Here is a 16,613-nt window from a genome sequence, read left to right as displayed (position 1 = left end):
TCATGTCAAATTCCCCGTTGCTGGAACTGGAGGGCATCAGCCTGTCGTTCAAGGGTGTGAAGGCCATCAGCGACATCGGCTTCAGCGTCGCCGAAGGCGAGATCTGTGCGCTGATCGGGCCCAATGGCGCGGGCAAGAGCTCGCTGCTGAACATCATCAATGGCGTCTACCGGGCGCAGCAGGGGCGTATTCGTTTTGCCGGGCAGCAGCGTCGGGTGATGCACCCACATGCAGCGGCACGCGACGGCATCGCTCGCACCTTCCAGAACATCGCGCTGTTCAAGGGCATGAGCGTGCTCGACAACGTGCTCACCGGGCGCAACCTCAAGCGCCGCAGTTCCTGGCTGGAGCAGGCGTTGCGCATCGGCCGCGCGCCGGGCGAGGACGATCGCCAACGCGCCGCCGCCGAGCGGGTCATCGAGTTTCTGCGCATCCAGCCGTGGCGTGACGAAATCGTTGGCACCTTGCCCTATGGCCTGCAGAAGCGGGTCGAGCTGGCCCGTGCGCTGGCCGCCGAGCCTCGCTTGCTGCTGCTCGACGAGCCGATGGCCGGGATGAATGCCGAGGAGAAGCGCGAAATGAGCCGCTTCATCGTCGAGATCAACCGCGAGTTCGGCACGACGGTGGTGCTGATCGAGCACGACATCGGCGTGGTCATGGGCATTTCCCACCATGTGGTGGTGCTCGATTACGGCCGCAAGATCGGCGACGGCTCCCCGGAGCAGGTTCGCCGCAACCCCGACGTGATCGCGGCCTATCTGGGTGTCCGCCCGGCGGCGGCTTCGGGGCTGTTCCCACACAGGAGCGCGACATGGCATTTTTTTTCGAAGTGCTGATCGGTGGCCTGCTGGCCGGGGTGATGTACTCCCTGGTGGCCATCGGTTTCGTACTGATCTACAAAGCCAGCGGTGTGTTCAACTTCGCCCAGGGGGCGATGGTACTGTTCGCCGCGCTGACCTTCGTCAGCCTGCTGGAGCGCGGCGTGCCGTTCTGGCTGTCCTTTCTCGTCACCCTGGCGACGATGATCGCCCTGGCGCTGCTGATCGAACGGGCGGTACTGCGGCCATTGGTCGGGCGTTCGCCGATTACCCTGTTCATGGCCACGCTCGGCCTGGCCTACATCATCGAGGGCGCCGCCCAGGCCCTGTGGGGCGCCCAGGTTCACGGCCTGGAGCTGGCCATCAGCGACGCGCCGCTGGAACTGGGTGGCTTGCTGCTGTCGCAGTTCGACCTGTTCGCCGCCGCAACGGCGGCGGCCCTGGTGGTGCTACTGTCCTTGCTGTTCAACCGCACGCGCATCGGCCTGGCGCTGCGTGCGGTGGCCGACGATCCCCGCGCGGCGATGAGCGTCGGTATCCGCCTGCCGAGGGTGTGGGCGGTGGTCTGGGCGGTGGCCGGGTTCGTCGGGCTGGTCGCCGGGCTGCTCTGGGGCGCGCGCCTGGGGGTGCAGTTCTCGCTCTCGCTGGTGGTGCTCAAGGCCCTGCCGGTGCTGATCATCGGCGGCTTCACCTCGATCAGCGGGGCGATCGTCGGCGGCCTGATCATCGGCGCTTCGGAGAAGCTCGCCGAGGTGTACCTCGGGCCGCTCATCGGCGGCGGCATCGAAAACTGGTTTCCCTATGTGCTGGCCCTGCTGTTCCTGCTGGTGCGTCCGGCTGGGCTGTTCGGCGAGCGCGCCATCGAGCGAGTCTGAGGAGCGTCGATCATGCTGTATCGAGAAGCGGGTCAGTTCAGCGTGCGTTACGCCGACGACCGACGATTCTTCCGCCTGCGCCAGGATCGGCTGGGCCTGGCGGCCTTGGTCCTGTTCGCCTTCATCGGCGTGCCACTGCTGGGCAACGATTACTGGTTCAGTGCCATCCTGATCCCATTTCTACTGCTGTCGCTGGCCGGCCTAGGGCTGAACCTGCTGACCGGTTATGCCGGGCAACTGTCCCTGGGTTCGGCGGCGTTCATGGCAGTAGGTGCCTTCGCGGCCTATAATTTCGAGCTGCGCGTGGCGTGGCTGCCGCTGCTGGCCAGCCTGCTGCTCGGCGGCCTGGTGGCGGCGCTGGTGGCTGTGGTGTTCGGCCTGCCAAGCCTGCGCATCAAGGGCTTCTATCTGCTGGTGTCGACACTGGCGGCGCAGTTCTTCGTGCCATGGGCGCTGACCCGCTTCAGTTGGTTCAGCAACGACAGTGCCTCGGGGGTGATCAGCGCGCCGCCGCTGCTGATGGCCGGGTATGACTTTTCGTCGCCGGCCGGGCGCTACCTGCTGACCCTGGCGGTGGTCAGCGCGCTGTTCTGGCTGGGCGCCAACCTGGTGCGCAGCGAGCTGGGGCGCAACTGGATGGCGGTGCGCGACATGGACACCGCCGCCGCAGTGATCGGCATCCCCCTGTTGAAGACCAAACTGCTGGCTTTTGCCATCAGCGGCTTCTACCTCGGCGTGGCCGGTTCGCTCTGGGCCTTCACCTACCTGGGCACGGTGGAGCCACACGGCTTCGACCTGAACCGCTCGTTCCAGATCCTGTTCATCATCATTATCGGCGGCCTGGGCAGCATCCTCGGGAACTTCCTCGGCGCCGCCTTCATCGTGCTGTTCCCGGTGCTGCTGTCGAACCTGGCCGGGTTGCTGCCGACCGGGCTGATCGATGCAGGACAGATAGAGAACCTGCAGAAGATGGCCTTCGGCACGCTGATCATCATCTTCCTGATCAAGGAACCGGAGGGCCTGGCGCGCCTCTGGCAACGCTTTCGCGAGCGCACTCGGCGTTGGCCGTTGCGCCACTGAGCGAACCTTCGCACCGGGCTTCGCCCGCCTTATGTCACTGCCCACTGATTTGTAAAGGATAACCACGATGTCGACCCGATCCGTCCTCGGCCGCCTGGCGCTGGCCGTGAGCCTGGCGGCCGGTGCACTCAACGTGCACGCGGCCAACGAACAGTATTTCCCCCTGCAGAGCTACCGCGTTGGCCCCTATGCCGCAGGTGGCACCGGTTTCTTCGGTGGTTTTATCGATTACCTCAAGTACGTCAACGCCCAAGGCGGCGTGAATGGTGTCAAGCTGACCTGGAGCGAGTGCGAGACTGAATACGTCGTGGAGAAGGGGGTGGAGTGCTACGAGCGTCTCAAGGGTGGGCTCAACGGCGCACCGGCTGCCGCCACCAATCCGCTGTCGGTGGGTATCGCGTATGCCACCCTGGAACGCTCCACGGCCGACAAGCTGCCGCTGATCACCATCAACCATGGGCGTACCGACTCCACCGATGGCAGCGTGTTCCCTTACGTCTTCCCGCTGCAGCTCAATCCCTATTCCGAGGTATCGGCCATCGTCAACTGGATCGCACAGCAGGCAGGCGGCGAGCAGGGCCTCAAGGGTAAGAAGATCGTCACGCTTTTTCACGGTTCGCCCTATGGCAAGGAAACCAACGGGGTGCTGCAGGCCCTGGCGGACAAGTACGGGTTCGAGTTGACCCTGCTGGAGGTGCCGCACCCCGGCAACGAGCAACAATCGCAGTGGCTGAACATCCGCCGCCTGAAGCCGGACTGGGTCATCCTGCGCGGCTGGGGCGTGATGAACCCGGTGGCGCTGAAGACTGCGCAGAAGGTCGGTTTCCCTGCCGACCGTATCATCGGCAATATCTGGAGCAACTCCGAGGAAGACGCGGCGCCTGCCGGTGCCGCGGCCAAGGGCTTCATCGCCATCACCACGCATCCGTCCGGTACCGAGTTCCCGGTGCTGCAGGGCATCGAACAGGCGGTGGTGGACAAGGGCCAAGGCGACCTGGCCGATCCGAAGCGCTTTGGCACCGTGTACTACAACCTCGGCGTGGTCAACGGCATCCTCAACGTCGAGGCATTGCGTCTGGCTCAGGAGAAGTTCGGCAGGCAACCGCTGAGTGGCGAGCAGGTGCGTTGGGGCTTCGAACACCTGAACCTGGACGATACCCGCCTGCAGGCACTCGGTGCCAAGGGGCTGGTGCAGCCGCTGAAACTGTCCTGCTCCGACCATGAAGGCGGTGGTGCGGTGCGCTTCCAGCAGTGGGACGGGCAGAAGTGGAAACTGATCAGCGACTGGGTACAGGCCGACCGCGCGTTTTTGCGGCCGATCATCGAGGCCTCGTCGCATCAATATGCCAAAGAGAAGGGTATCACCCCGCGTGATTGCAGCCAGGAAGGCTGATCGCGCGGGCAGGGCCGGTGGCGTCCCTCCGGCCTGTCTTCAGCCCTGCGCAGTTCGGGCGCCGCCGCGCACCAGGCCCACACCGGCTCAAAGGTTGGGGGCTGCTTCCAGTCTGTTGCGATTGCCGCCATTTGTCGCGGCCATGCGCTTCTGTCCTTCGCAACCCTCCTCGCGCAGTTGGCAAGGGGGGCGCAATCGTTCGTGGCGGCCTCTCAGATTGATAGTTGTATCGCCCGCTCAGGGCGCATCTGGGGCTCTGGCCGGCGCCGATTGACCACCAGTTCGCCGATGGCGATCAGTCGGGCGCGGGTGATGTTGCGGCTCAGACCCAGCAGGCTGGCCGTGTGCACCTGGTTGCAGTGGCAGAAACGATAGGCACTGCGTAGCAGGGTGTCCTCGACCTTCTCGTGCAGGCTGCCGGCCTGCTCCTCGAACAGGCGCTGAAAGGCACGCAGCAACTGCTCTTCGGCGCTTTCGGCGGTGCTCACCGGCGACTTGTCCTGGCGCTCGATGCGCAGGTGCGACAGGCGCAGGTCGTCGTCCTGCACCAGGCCATTGCGGCACACCAGCAGGGTGTGGTGGATGACGTTTTCCAGCTCGCGGATGTTGCCGGGCCAGTCGTAGCTCACCAGCTTGCGTTCGGCCTCGGGGGACAGGCGCACTTCGCCGTAACCCAGGCGGTTGCAGTAGGTCTTGATGAAGTGTCGGGTCAGCGGCAGGATGTCGCCCGGGCGTTCTCGCAGCGGGTAGAGTTGCAGGCTGACCACGTTGAGGCGGTAGTACAGGTCTTCGCGGAAGTTGCCGGCAGCGATGGCCTTGTCCAGTTGCACGTTGGTGGCGGCGACCACGCGCACGTCGATGGGGATGCTCTTGCGCGAGCCCAGGCGCACCACTTCACGCTCTTGCAGCACGCGCAACAGCTTGACCTGGATGGCCATGGGCAGGTCGCCGATTTCGTCGAGGAACAGCGTGCCACCGTTGCCCTCCTCGAACCAGCCGGCCTTGGCCGCCAGGGCGCCGGTGAAGGCGCCTTTCTCGTGGCCGAACAGCTCGGCTTCCACCAGCGACTCCGAAAAGGCGCCACAGTTCACCGCGACGAAGGGGCCGTTGCGCCGTCCGCTGAGGTTGTGTATGTGGCGTGCGACCAGCTCCTTGCCCGTGCCGGTCTCGCCGATGATCAGGACGCTGGCCTCGCTGGGGGCGACCTGTTGCAGGTGGGCGAGCAGCGCCTGCGATCTAGCGTCTTCGAAGACCTGTGCGGTCGCCCGGATCGAGGTGGCCAGTGACGGCGAAGGGGGGAGGGTCAGCAACTGCATGGCGATTCCTATGAGTAGAAAGATGGGGTGGGTCGCGTCTGGCTCAGTGCCCACTCACCCAGCTCGTGGAGTTTGTAGTCCAGCGGGTCGTGCAGGCTCTGGGTACGCAGGTTGCGCCAGTAGCGATCGAGGCGTAGCGAGGCGTGGGTCGCGCGTGCGCCAGTGACCTCGAACAGGCGGTTGCAGATGTCCAGGCCAGTGCGTGCCGCCGCCACCTTGGCCGTGGCGATGGCCAGCGCCAGTTGCGCACGCTCTTCGGCGCCGAGCGCGTGCTCCTTGTGCCAGGCCGCGTCGAGTTGCGTAGCGGCGCGCTCCACCAGCAGGCGCACGCCTTCCAGACCGACCCAGAACTCGCCGTAGTGGCGCAGGATGTAAGGGTCTTCGCTGACATGTCGGGCTTTGGAGCGGAACCACGGGCGGCCTTCCTTCAACGTGTAATGGCGAGCCTCTTCCAGAGCGCCTTCGGTGATACCAAGGAATACGTTGGCGAAATGCAACTGGGCGATCAGCGGGCGCAGGCTGGCGAAGGGTGTGCTCAGCGGGCCGGGGTCGAGAAGCATCTCGTTCTCTTCGACGCGCACGCGCTCGAAAGTAGCGCTGCCGCTGTCGGTCTGGCGCTGGCCCATGTTGTTCCAGTCATCATGCAGTGTGATACCGGTCCGGCCGCTGGGGATGGCAGCGATCAGCAGCTTGCCGCCAGCACTTTCATCGACCGCCGAGGCAATCAGCATTTCCGAGTCGCTGGCGCCTGAGCAGAAACTCTTCTTGCCGGAAAACTCGTACCAACCGTCGAAGCGTGTGAGCACGGTGCGGCTGTCCAGGGGGTTGAGCGCATTGCCCCAGAACCAGTTCTTGCGCGCGGTCTGCTCGAACCAGGGTTGCCACTGATCGCGGCGGGAGAACAGGCGTACGGTAGCCAGCATCAGGTGCTGAAAGCCGAAGACGTGGGCGATGGAACTGTCGACCCGGGCGAATTCGCGCACCACCTCCAGGGTTTCGCTCCAGCTAGCGCCGAGGCCGCCGAACTGGGTGGGTATGCTCAGCGCCAACAAGCCGCTCTGGCGGATAGCGTCGCGCTGGGCCTTGGGTGTGCCGCCGGCCTCGTCGCGCTCGACGGCGGTTTCGGCGAACGCCGTCGCTAGGCGACGTGCAGTCTGCAAGGGGCTGAGCACGGCAGGTCGTAGAGGGGTTGTCACTCGGCATTCCTCGCTGGCGGGTGGGGAGGGCGGATTGGGGGGCGTTTCATAGCGGCTCCTCAGGCAATTTGCTCAGCACATGCGCTTGGCGGTGGAAGAGGGCTGCGGTGCGTTCTGCGGCTAGCGGGATGCGGGCCTGCAGAGGCTGGAAGAAACTGAACAGCGGGTGCAGTTGCAACAGCACCTGGGATTGGCCGGAGGTAGGCAATGATGTTGGCATCAGAAACTTCAACCCTCCAGCACGGTTACCCCGATTCATCGCGGGTCTGATGAAAGTATAAAAGTCGATTCATATCTCTAAAAATAATAAAAAATAATATTTATATTCCCACATGGAATACTTAGTCATTGCAAATGCAATGGCAGCACAAGGCAGCCAAAGCTTTCGTTCAACTAAGACCGCAGGCGTGTTCATCGCTGTTTCCCACACAACAGCAGCCATGCAACGTTGCTGCCTCTTCAACACCATGCCGGCATGACAAAAACCCGTCTCGCGCTTGAGTACGCGGGGTTTGGCCGATTGGCATGGCGTCTGCGTCGTTGCCCTGGAATCCACTGAACTCCAGGGGGCGACGTGATCGCTGATAAATATCCACTGATTGCCAACGACCCTTTGGAAACCCCTGCGCGGATCAGCGCAGACTCCCTTGGCTCTGCATCGATTCCTGCTGTCGCGCTGGAATTTCGCGCGGTCACCAAACGCTACGAGGGGAGCCGGTCAGGCTCCAGCAACGCGGTTGAGCAAGTGAACCTCGCGGTGCGGCGTGGCGAAGTGCTTTGCTTGATGGGTACATCCGGCAGCGGCAAGTCGACTTTGCTGCGCCACGTCAACCGGTTGATAGAACCGAGCAGCGGCGAGGTGCTCATCGACGGTGAGGCCCTGAGCGACTTGACGCAGCCTGCGCTGCGCCAACTGCGGTCGCAGCGCATCGGCATGGTGTTCCAGCATTTCGGTTTGCTGCCGCATCGAAGCGTGCTCGACAACGTGGCCTTGCCCCTGGGGTTGCGCGGTGAGCCGGAGCGTACACGACGCGCAGCGGCACAACGGCAGTTGCAGGCGGTGGGGCTGAAAGCGTGGGGCGAGTGTTTTCCCCACGAGTTGTCTGGTGGCATGCAGCAACGTGTCGGGCTTGCGCGGGCAACCACCCACCGCTGGGTCATCTGGCTGTTGCCTATGGCCGGCTTTGCGGCGGGGCTGGTTTATCACCTGATCGGCAAGCCGGTGAACGCGGCAATAACCTACTGATCAACGAGATTCACGGCCCGACGAAAACCGTTCCGCTGCGCAGGGTACCTCTGGTGCTTGCGGGTACGGTGACACCCCATTTCTGGAACTCTCGTGCTGTTTCAAGCCATCGATTTTGTCATCTTACGATTCCTCTCCAAGCCCCATTGAGCGGCATAAATCAAAGGTTTCAGGGTGCGTCGGGATTTCCCACAAAAAGCACTGATGGCACGTTGACTCTCCCCTTAGGGGGAGACTTTAGACTCCCGGCCCTCGATAGATCTGGCCTGAAAACAGCTTTTTTGGCCCGATGACTTTATTCATTCAATGCGGCTTTTGTAGGGAAACAATCAATGAATAATCCGTTGGAACTGGACAGCGTTATCAGCAGTACACAGGAGATTCTTGCGCAGTTGCTGGTGTTGGACAGGGGCGACGTGACAGAGCACAGCAGTATCGTTGACGACCTCAGCGCCGACTCGCTGGACATCGTCGACCTGAGCTTCCAGCTGGGCCGTCAGTACGGTTGCACCTTGCCGAAAACCAGCGTGCTGGATCACGCGGTAGCGGTGTTTGGCGACGCCACCCGGTTTATCGAAAAAGGCCGAATCACGCAGGACGGCGTGGCCTTGCTGGAGCAGAGCCTCAGCGCTTATGCGCCGGGCCAGCTGCACGTGGGCATGCAGCCGGGCGATGTCTTCTCGGCCACCACCGTGCGGAACTGGGCGCAGCAATGCCATAACGTGTTCAACCACCTCCCCGAAACCTGCCCTGAGTGTGGCGCGGCTCATGCCCAACTCAATGAACGCCAACAAGTGGTGTGTGGCGGTTGCAGTGCTCGCCTGACCCCTCTGGACGGTGACTCGATCTCGCGTCTGCTGGTTGAGCAGTACGCGGCCGCCCAGTTGAAGGCTTCGGCGTAGGGGGTGCCTTGATGCAGGCCCGAGAGGTTCTGGTCACCGGCTATGGACTGGTGGCTCCCACGGCACTGGATGCGGCCTCGCTGTTCACGACGATCAGCGAAAACCGTTCCTGCATTGGCCAGCACCCGGCGTTTGTCGAACTGGGGTTTGCGAACCCGGCGGCCGGATTTATCGATGAGCAACAATGGCAGGTCATCGCGGCGGCCTTTCCGGGCGACCTGCAGACCACCTCCCGCCAGGAATGGCTGGCGCATTACGTGGCCCGTCAGGCGCTGGCCCATGCCGGGTTGGCCGACGGCGCATTTGCCCGAGTCGCCAGCGGTGTTTTCGTCGGGGCCAACAAACATTGCGTGAGCGGTGATTTGCGGGACGCCAGCCGTTACATGGACGATCAGGGGCGGGTCGATCTCGACCAGTTCCTGGATAACCACACCCTCAGCGGTGGGGCGTTTGCCCGGCGGGTTGATCAGCAAACCCGCCATCTCGCCGAATGGCTGGGTGTCCGTGACCATATCTCCACACATTCCGATGCCTGTGCCGCCGGCACCATGGCCATCGGCAGCGCCTATCGAGCGATCGCCCGTGGCGAGATCGACCTGGCGTTATGTGGCGCGGTGGAGTTGATGGCCCATGAATTGTCCTACTACAGCTTTGATGGGCTGGGCGCACTCTGCCAGCGCGTGGACTTTTCCCCACAAGAACAGAGCCGGCCGTTCATGCCGGACCGCTGCGGCTTTGTGCTGAGTGAAGGGGCGGCGCTGTTGGTGCTGGAATCCCGCGAGCATGCCGAGCGTCGTCAGGCCTGTTCGCTGGGCCGGGTGCTGGGTTACGCGAATCTGTGCGAGGCAGAGAAAATTACCTCCAGCAGCCGCGACGGCAGCAAGTATGCCGCCTGCATGACGGCCGCCCTGGCCGATGCCGAACTGACCAGTGCGGCTGTGGACCATGTGAATGTTCACGGTACGTCGACACAGGCCAATGACCGTTGTGAGGCCCTGGGCCTGGCGCAGGTCTTCGGCGAAACCCTGGAGCAGATGACGTTCACCGCCAACAAGTCTGCCGTAGGGCATTCGTTGGCCGGCAGCGGTGCCATTGAGGCGGTGCTGTCGTTGATGAGCATTCAGTTGGGCGTGGCCTTGCCGACCCTCAATTTTCAGCCGGAAAAATCCGAATTTCCGGCGTTGAAATTCCTTTGCGAACCGTTGCAGCAACCGATCAATGTCGTGCTCTCCAACTCCTTCGGGTTTGGTGGCGTGAACAGTTCGTTGGTGCTGGGCAGGGCATGACATGACCAGATCCAATTCAACCGCTGTTTATATCACTGCGGCGTCGGTACTCAACGCTGCCGGTACTGAATGTGCGCCTCGTGACAGTCAACCTCAGGCCGCGCAACCGCTGGATTTCGACCCGGCACGTCTGGCCCATTGTGTGGCAGCGCCCGCCTTGCCGGCGGGTGTGTACGACCGCAGACTGTCCCGCAGCCTCGAGCCTCAGGGCGCGCGCCTGCTGTATTGCGCCGGCCGTCTCGCCGAGACCTTGCGTGGGCTGGAACTGCCCGACGAGCGGATCGCATTGACCGCTGCCATTCCGGAAGTGGATGGCCCCAGCTCGTGCTGGGATGCAGTGCAGGCCATTGGCGCACAACCGGCCGATCTGTTGGCGCAATTCTTTGCCCACACACCGCCGCTGCATGCGCTGATGATGCTCAACAGCAGCGTCATGGCCCACGCGGCTGAGGCCTTGCGTTGCAAGGGGCCCATGGGCGGTTTTTGCTCCCAGGGCAATGCGGGGCTGGATGCTTTGATGGAGGCCGCTGCCCATCTGAGCGAAGGCCGTGCCGATGCTGCCGTCGTCGTCAGCAGCAGTCCGAACATCACCCCCGCGTTGTACCTGCGTGACGCTACTCACCCACCTGTGAACCCCGGCCCGTGGGTTTTCGGCGAAGGTGCTGCGGCACTGTTGCTGACGACCAACCCGGGCAGCGGTGCTCAATCTGCGTTGCGTATTGCCGGGTTTGCCCGTGGTTACAGCGCGCAACCCGAGCGTGGACTGGCGGTTGGGCGCGACGTCATCGAGCGTGCTTTGAGCAACGAAAAACTGTGCCTCAGCGATGTCGGGCAAGTCGTCGCCGATGCACAGGATCCGCAGATTGCCGCGTTGTTTACCCTATCGGGGCACACCCTCGAACACTCCAAGGCGTTGCTAGGTGACTTGGGCGCCAGCGCCTTGCTCAGCGAAATCGCTGTGACCTGGGCACTGGATTGCAGCCGTTACACGCTGTTGCTCGAACATAGCCGAGGCGGGCATTGGGGCGCGGTGCTGCTGGCCAGAACGTCGTCGGACACCCAGACAATGGAGAATTACCCATGAGCCCCACACGGATCGTGATCACGGGCATGGGCGCCGTCACCGGCTTCGGTTTCGAGTGGCAGTCCATGTGGCAAAGCATGTTGGCCGGCGAGCATTGCATTCGGCCATGGCAACCGGAAGGCGTCGAAGCGGGTGCGTTCCCCGTGCGTTACGCAGCGCCCGTGGATATGGGCTTGATGCCGGCACACTTGAAAAACCATCCGGCCTGGGGATTGTCGCTGGAAAAACGCACCCGCTTGGGTTGGGTCGCGGCCACCCAAGCCATTGCCGATAGTGGTCTGAGCCCCGAACAGTTGCGTGGCGCGGCGGTATTGTCAGCGTCCGGCGCACCTGCTCATCGTTTGCAGGACATGCTGCTCAGCCTGGCGGATAACCCGGCGCAGGCGCCGTCCTGGGCTCAATTGATGGCGCGACAGGCGCAGGTCGATCCTGACAGTTCACTGTGTCAGAGCAACGACCGCCTTGCGCGGGTGATTGCCGATGGCATCGGCAGTGAAGGCCCGGTGATCAATATCAGCAGCGCCTGCGCGGGAGCGTCCCAGGCCATCGGCAATGCATTCCAGATGATCCGTCGCGGCGAGGTCGAGCTGGCCATTGCCGGGGGCGCCGATTCGGTGCTGAGCCTGGACACCATGACCGCGCTGTATCTGCTCGGCGCCGCCAGCAGCGAACAGCGTTGGGGCACCGAACTGTGTCGGCCGTTCGACCGCCATCGCAGTGGCTTGATTGCGGGTGAAGGCGGCGGTTTTGTCGTGCTCGAAACCCTCGAACGGGCGCTCGCCCGAGGGGCCACGCCGTACGCCGAAGTGCTGGGTTTCGGCAGCAGCCTGGATGCCTACAAAATCACCGCACCCGACCCGCAGGGCCGGGGCGCGGTGCTGGCGATGCAGGCGGCCCTGACGGATGCCGGGCTGGCGCCGCAACAGGTCGATCTGATCAATGCCCACGGTACCTCGACACCCCTCAACGATGCCGCCGAAACCCTGGCGATCAAGACCCTGTTCGCCGAGCGCGAACATTATCGGCGGTTGCTGGTGACGGCCAACAAATCCCAGTTCGGCCACCTGATTGCGGCCGCCGGAGCACCGGAGTTCATGCTCACGGCCCTGGCCTGCCGGGAGGATCGGGTCACGCCGACCCTGAACCTGCAGGATGCCGACGAACAATGCGACCTTGACTACTGCGCCCATCAAGCGGTCAAGCGCAAGGTTGACGTTGCCCTGAGCAACTCCTTCGGTTTCGGCGGCCTCAACACTTCACTGGCGCTGGGCAAGTACCGGGAGGCGCCGCGATGAAACAGGCGGTCGCGATTGCCGGTGCGGGTTGCGTGTTGCCCAGCGGTTGGGGTGTCGAGCCTTTCTGGGCGGCCGCAACCGAAGGGCGCAGTGCAATTACGGCGCTGAACGCCCGACGGTTCAGCAGCGAACGCGTGGTGGCGTTCGGGCAAATTCAGGATCAGGACCACCAACGCAGCCGACAAGACCTTGCGCAAAACCTTCAGCGTTACTGCACACCGGCAGTGATCTGGGGTGTCAGCGCGGTACGTCAGGCGTTGGAAGAAGCCGGCCTGGCCGATGAGCCGCCGGATGTCCGTTTCGGTTTGTATTGCTGTCAGGGCGGCTACACCCATCCGTCTCTGGAATCCTATGCCGAGTTGTTGCTCGGCTGTCGGCAGGACGGCGTCGCCGACATGGCGGCGTTCGCCAAACGGATCCTGCAAGACCGTGCCCAGGACCCTTTTCTGGTGCTCAAAGGCTTGAGCAACTGCTTGCTGGGTGTCACCAGCCTGGCGCTGAAACTGGTGGGTGAGTGCAACGCCTATATGCAAGGTGTCGCCGGCAACCTGGCAGCCTTGCGTGAGGCTACGGCCGCTTTGCAGGCTGGCCGAATTGACGCGGCAATCGTTGTCGGTGCGGGCAGCGAGCTGGATGCCCTGGCGCTGTCCGGGTTGGTCCAGGCGGGTGTCATCAGCGCCAATGGCTCTAACACGCTGCTGCCGTTTGACCTTCGGGGCACCGGCGGCATTGCCGGGGAGGGCGCGGCAGCATTGGTGCTGCGCCGTCGTGAAGACCTGCCGGCCGGTCCTCAGGCGTGCCTCGCCGACATGACGGCCCATGCCACCCTCGGTCGCTTGAGCCTGCCCGACAGCCCAACCGATGTGTTGGTGTGCAGCGGCACCGGCGATGCGCACAAAGACCGCGTGTTGTGCCAGACGCTGGCCCTTGCGCGCGCCTCGCACATCACCAGCGGGTTGGCGATCAACGGCATTCTCAGCGCGGCGCCGAGCCTGGTGGATCTGATGCTTGCGCGTTGCGCATTGCAGGCCCAAAGCGTGCCGCCGATTGCCGGTTTGCAGCAACCAGTGGCGAACCTGCCGTTCATTCAGGGCGCGCCCCACGCCGCGAGCCTTGCGCATTGCCTGGTGCTGAACCGCGACGACAACGGATTCAGCGCCGCCTATCAAGTGCTCTACAGCGCAAAGGCCACTCAGGACTGCCGCTGACTACCGCCTCTTTTTTACTTTCAAGGGATATGACTGTCATGGATTATCGCGATTTCGTTCGGCCCAAATTCGTCGGCCTGCTCCAGGCACTGGGCCTTGAGTGTCAATTTGAGCGCGCCCTCGGTAGCCAGTTGTTCTACCGCAACCCCAAGGGCGACATGGTCGCGGTCACCGACTTTCTCGGCGGTTACGGTGCGGCACTGTTCGGCCACAACGACCCACAGTTTGTCGACCAGCTATGTGCGCTGCTGCGCAGCGACGTGCCGTTCAACGCACAAATGTCGATCCGCGGTGCGGCCGGGCAATTGGGGCGAGCGCTCAGCGACGCCTTCAATCGCGAACTGAAGAACACCGAACGTTATGTTTCGACTTTCTCCAACAGTGGCGCGGAGGCGGTGGAAATCGCCGTCAAGCACGCGGAGTTCCGTCGCCAGAAGAGCCTGCAAAAGCAGTTCGACGACATCGATTTCACCCTGGCCAGCCTGACCGCCAGCGAACACGCTTACCGCGAACTGGATGTGGCCGACCTCGACCTGCCTGCAGGTGTCCTGCCGACCACCCTGAACAGCGTGACCTTGCGTCAGGTGGTTGAAGCCGTTCGCCAACACAACCTGGCGCAGTTGCACATCGAACCGGTATTCGTCGCCCTGCGCGGCAGCTTCCACGGCAAATTGGTCAATACCGTGCAACTGACCTATGGCCGTCAGTACCGCGCACCGTTTGCCCGTTTTGGGCTGAACGTCGAGTTCATCGACCCACAGCAGCCCCATCAGTTGCAGGCATTGCCGGCCCGGCACACGCACCATTGGTTGAGCCTGCAATGGGACGGCGAACACCTGCACGTGCTGCAACTGCCGTTCAGTGCGATTACCGCCGTGTTGATGGAACCGATTCAGGGCGAAGGCGGTATCAACGAGTTCGCGGCCGAGTTCTATCTGGGGCTGCGCAAGCTGTGTAACGAGCAACAATGCCCGCTGGTGGTCGATGAAGTGCAGTCGGGTTTTGGTCGCGCCGGGACGTTTCTTGCCAGCAGCCAGTTCAACCTGCAAGGCGACTATTACTGCCTGTCCAAGGCCCTCGGCGGCGGCTTGATGAAAATCGCCGCGACGGTGATCCGCAGCAGCCACTACGAAGGCGAGTTCAGCTACATCCACAGCTCGACCTTCGCCGAGGACGATCCGTCCTGCCATATCGCGCTGTCGGCATTGCGCCGGTTGTTCGCCAATGACGACGCGATGCTCAAAGACATACGCACCAAGGGCGCCTACCTCAAAGCCTCGCTCAATGAGCTGAAGATAGCCTATCCGGATGTGATCGCCGATGTGCGCGGGCGTGGCTTGCTGGTGGGGCTGGAATTGCACGACTTGAGTGTCAGCAGCTCGCTGGTACAGGCGTCGGCCCAGTACAACGATGCCTTGGGTTACTTGATCGCCGGTTACCTCTTGCAATTCGAAGCGTTGCGGGTAGCACCGTCGGGCAGCAACTCCAACGTGATTCGCCTGGAGCCGCCAGCCTGTATCACCCTGGGCGAAATCGACGGGCTGATCGCTGCCCTGCAACGGGTCTGCGACATGCTGCGACGTGGCGATGCGTTGCCGTTGGCGGCGGGTATCTGCGCGGACTCGATGCCCACCGTGCCAGCCCGTCAGGACGATTTTCGGGTGACCGAGCCCGTTGAAAACAGGGATGCCAAGGTCGAAGTCGTCGCTCGGGTAGCGTTCATCAACCACCTGATCGATGCCGATATCCTCGGTGACGTCGATCCCTCGCTGGCAGCCCTGAGCCCGGAACAAAAACGCACGTTCATCAATCGCACCAAGCCTGAACGCCGCGCTGTGCCAGTCGGCCCGGTGATCATTCGGTCGCGCCTCGGCATGGCGGTGGAGTTCACGTTATACCCGCTGTGCATGGATTCGGATGCCATGGCCGAGTACATCCGCAGCGGTGACCTGGACAGCATTCGCGAAGAAGTCGGCAGGCGTGTCACCGATGCCCGCGCCGATGGCTGCAGCATCGCCGGCCTCGGGATGTACACCTCGATCGTCACCAACAATTGTCAGGCGCTGAAGATTGCCGACATGGCGCTGACGTCCGGCAACGCCCTGACCATCGGCATGGGGCTCGAAGCCATCGAGCAAGGCTGTGTACAGCAAGGTCTGGCACTTTGCGAGCAAACCGCTGCCGTTGTCGGTGCCGCCGGTAACGTTGCGTCGACCTATGCCTCGGTGCTGTCCGCCACCGTCGATCACCTGATTCTGATTGGCAGCGGTCGTGACGGCTCGGTTCGGCGCCTGGAGAAAACCGCGCAACAGATCTACGCCGACGCGGCCCGTTCGACCCTCAAAGGCACGGCCGAACACGACCGGTTGGCGCAGCGACTGCTGACCCTTGATGGTTTTCGTGGCGTGTTGCACTCACATGGCCAAAAAGCCGACCTCGGTTTGCACATCGCCCGTCTTGTGGATGAGCGCCTTGGCGCGAACGCCTTCATCACGGTCACCAACGATCTCGACGCCATCAAGGGCGCACGGATTGTCCTGTGCGCTGCCAATGCGCCTCAGCCGTTCCTCGGTGCCGAACATTTCGCCGAGCGCAGCGTGATTTGCGATATCGCCGTGCCGCTGAACGTCCATCAAGACCTGCCGAGCCAACGCGAAGACGTGCTCTACATGCACGGCGGCATCGTCCAGACGCCGTTCGACGATGGCCTGGCGCCCAACGTGCGGGCCTATCTGAAAAAAGGTCAGCTGTATGCGTGCATGGCCGAGTCGGTGTTGATGGGCTTGTCTGGCATGAGCCAGCACGGCTCCTACGGCGATATCAGCCGTGAGCAAGTGCAGCAGGTCCGCGCACTGGCCGCGACCCACGGTTTCACCCTCGCGCAATTCAAAACTCAAAACTCACTGTAAGGAGC

13 protein-coding genes and 2 pseudogenes are annotated in these 16,613 nt (G+C 63.1%); 11 read left to right on the top strand and 4 right to left on the bottom strand.

The window, feature by feature from the left end; translation table 11 throughout:
• The first annotated feature begins 2 nt into the window (after positions 1–2).
• The 4 genes from V6093_RS06040 (at position 3) to V6093_RS06025 (ending at position 4,166) form a co-directional block, all read left to right on the top strand.
• Entirely contained in the window at positions 3–836 is an 834-nt protein-coding gene (locus tag V6093_RS06040) for an ABC transporter ATP-binding protein (protein WP_047602954.1), read from the top strand.
• Complete coding sequence (locus tag V6093_RS06035; protein WP_012052698.1) at positions 812–1,693, top strand: branched-chain amino acid ABC transporter permease; 882 nt, start codon at positions 812–814, stop codon at positions 1,691–1,693. The genes V6093_RS06040 and V6093_RS06035 overlap by 25 nt, the downstream gene beginning before the upstream one ends.
• 12 nt (positions 1,694–1,705) lie before the next feature.
• Entirely contained in the window at positions 1,706–2,773 is a 1,068-nt protein-coding gene (locus tag V6093_RS06030) for a branched-chain amino acid ABC transporter permease (protein WP_003253970.1), read from the top strand.
• A 67-nt stretch (positions 2,774–2,840) separates the two neighbouring features.
• Complete coding sequence (locus V6093_RS06025) at positions 2,841–4,166, top strand: ABC transporter substrate-binding protein (protein ID WP_004576529.1); 1,326 nt, start codon at positions 2,841–2,843, stop codon at positions 4,164–4,166.
• Positions 4,167–4,256: 90 nt separating this feature from the next.
• Here the strand turns inward: V6093_RS06025 and V6093_RS06020 are convergent.
• The 4 genes and pseudogenes from V6093_RS06020 to V6093_RS06005 form a co-directional block, all read right to left on the bottom strand.
• Positions 4,257–4,325, bottom strand: a pseudogene (locus tag V6093_RS06020) (hypothetical protein); the annotation flags it as partial.
• A gap of 53 nt (positions 4,326–4,378) precedes the next feature.
• On the bottom strand, positions 4,379–5,482 hold the full coding sequence (locus V6093_RS06015) for a sigma-54-dependent Fis family transcriptional regulator (protein WP_003253968.1): 1,104 nt from the start codon (positions 5,480–5,482) through the stop codon (positions 4,379–4,381).
• 8 nt (positions 5,483–5,490) lie between these two features.
• Positions 5,491–6,678 carry an acyl-CoA dehydrogenase family protein gene (locus tag V6093_RS06010; protein WP_004576530.1) on the bottom strand — a complete coding sequence of 396 codons (1,188 nt, stop codon included), beginning with the start codon at positions 6,676–6,678 and terminating at the stop codon, positions 5,491–5,493.
• 46 nt (positions 6,679–6,724) lie between these two features.
• On the bottom strand, positions 6,725–6,898 hold the full coding sequence (locus V6093_RS06005; RefSeq protein ID WP_003253966.1) for a hypothetical protein: 174 nt from the start codon (positions 6,896–6,898) through the stop codon (positions 6,725–6,727).
• Positions 6,899–7,309: 411 nt separating this feature from the next.
• Between V6093_RS06005 and V6093_RS06000 the strand changes: the two are divergent.
• The 7 genes and pseudogenes from V6093_RS06000 to V6093_RS05970 form a co-directional block, all read left to right on the top strand.
• A pseudogene (locus tag V6093_RS06000) lies at positions 7,310–7,819 on the top strand (ATP-binding cassette domain-containing protein); the annotation flags it as partial.
• Positions 7,820–8,256: 437 nt separating this feature from the next.
• Entirely contained in the window at positions 8,257–8,826 is a 570-nt protein-coding gene (locus tag V6093_RS05995; RefSeq protein WP_033726736.1) for an acyl carrier protein, read from the top strand.
• 11 nt (positions 8,827–8,837) lie between these two features.
• Positions 8,838–10,112, top strand: coding sequence for a beta-ketoacyl-[acyl-carrier-protein] synthase family protein (locus V6093_RS05990; protein WP_108078383.1), 1,275 nt, complete (start codon positions 8,838–8,840; stop codon positions 10,110–10,112).
• A 169-nt stretch (positions 10,113–10,281) separates the two neighbouring features.
• On the top strand, positions 10,282–11,196 hold the full coding sequence (locus tag V6093_RS05985; RefSeq protein WP_332730000.1) for a beta-ketoacyl synthase: 915 nt from the start codon (positions 10,282–10,284) through the stop codon (positions 11,194–11,196).
• A complete protein-coding gene (locus tag V6093_RS05980) occupies positions 11,193–12,491 on the top strand; it encodes a beta-ketoacyl synthase (RefSeq protein ID WP_143999996.1) in 1,299 nt (432 codons plus the stop codon). The genes V6093_RS05985 and V6093_RS05980 overlap by 4 nt, the downstream gene beginning before the upstream one ends.
• The gene (locus V6093_RS05975; protein WP_003253961.1) at positions 12,488–13,699 is read left to right on the top strand and encodes a beta-ketoacyl synthase N-terminal-like domain-containing protein; all 1,212 of its coding nucleotides are present in this window, start codon (positions 12,488–12,490) and stop codon (positions 13,697–13,699) included. Before V6093_RS05980 ends, V6093_RS05975 begins: the two co-directional genes overlap by 4 nt.
• Before the next feature lie 38 nt (positions 13,700–13,737).
• Positions 13,738–16,608, top strand: a complete 2,871-nt coding sequence (locus V6093_RS05970; protein WP_143999997.1) for an aminotransferase class III-fold pyridoxal phosphate-dependent enzyme — start codon at positions 13,738–13,740, stop codon at positions 16,606–16,608.
• Positions 16,609–16,613: the final 5 nt, after the last annotated feature.

Source organism: Pseudomonas putida group bacterium ESBL64 (assembly GCF_045277175.1).
Lineage (GTDB): Bacteria > Pseudomonadota > Gammaproteobacteria > Pseudomonadales > Pseudomonadaceae > Aquipseudomonas > Aquipseudomonas alloputida.
This window is presented reverse-complemented; position numbering and strand designations above follow the sequence as displayed.